Annotated in this window: 1 protein-coding gene; it reads left to right on the top strand. The window is 42.7% G+C overall.

Annotated features, from left to right (window positions below):
* The coding region (locus tag AAEY78_RS12625; protein ID WP_352339678.1) for a RimK-like ATPgrasp N-terminal domain-containing protein at positions 1–286 on the top strand (286 nt) is incomplete at both ends.

Below are 286 nucleotides of genomic sequence, written 5' to 3'. Positions count from 1 at the left end.
GGTTATTACTGCTCGTTAATGGCGGAAGCCCGTGGGCATCGCGTGATCCCTCGGGTAATGACCATTAATGATTTATCTCAGGATCGTTTTTTTAGTTTGCCGCAATCAGGCTTAGATAAGCTGCCAGAGACGGTGAATGAAATCAGCATGAAGCTGTATTTTGGCTATTGTGATAATCCGTTGCTAGACAAGCTTGCGCGTAAAATATTTGAACGCTTTACTGTGCCTGTATTGCAGGTGAATTTGTTAAAAATGTCAGGTAAATGGCAAGTTAACACCATTGAGC

The sequence above is a fragment of the Psychrobacter sp. 16-MNA-CIBAN-0192 genome (genome assembly GCF_040309565.1).
Lineage (GTDB): Bacteria > Pseudomonadota > Gammaproteobacteria > Pseudomonadales > Moraxellaceae > Psychrobacter.
This window is presented reverse-complemented; position numbering and strand designations above follow the sequence as displayed.